This window comes from Gimesia chilikensis (assembly GCF_008329715.1).
Lineage (GTDB): Bacteria > Planctomycetota > Planctomycetia > Planctomycetales > Planctomycetaceae > Gimesia > Gimesia chilikensis.
The window spans coordinates 1-435 of record NZ_VTSR01000023.1 but is presented as its reverse complement, the minus strand read 5'-3'; the positions used below and the strand labels follow the sequence as shown (position 1 = coordinate 435).

The window sequence follows — 435 nt, the reverse complement described above, 5'->3', positions numbered from 1 at the left end:
CCGCGCATAAAAAAAGCACCCTGACCAGATTCGCTGATCAGGGTGCCTGAGGTGGAGACCTCCGCCTCGATGCATGCCTGCTTCCTGTTAAGGAAACATTATGTGTGAGCAGAACTGCTGTTCCGCGATCGCTTAATAGTAGTAGCCGTTCCCTTCGCTGCGGGGCGGACGATCACAGACGATGTCATTCTCGCCGTCACAGAAATCCGCCTGATCGCGGAAACTGCTGCCGTCTGTGCAGGCCTTGTGGCCATGCGCCCCTGCAACATAGAAACTCTGATTGATGCGGCCAAACGCCGAGCCGACATCTTCCAGTTCCTGGTTAATACCATGGGCGACTTCACTGAGCCCTACAATCATCGCCAGGACGGCGATCGTTGAGATCAGTACCAGTTCGGCAGAGACAATAAAGCCCGCCTCTTCGTTCATGAAACG

General features: G+C 54.9%; 1 protein-coding gene. It reads right to left on the bottom strand.

The genetic code is table 11. From position 1 onward, the window contains the following. Window positions 1–132: 132 nt before the first annotated feature. Window positions 133–435, bottom strand: a 303-nt coding sequence (locus tag FYZ48_RS24960) for a branched-chain amino acid aminotransferase (RefSeq protein WP_390625144.1), incomplete at its 5' end; no start/stop codon positions are given.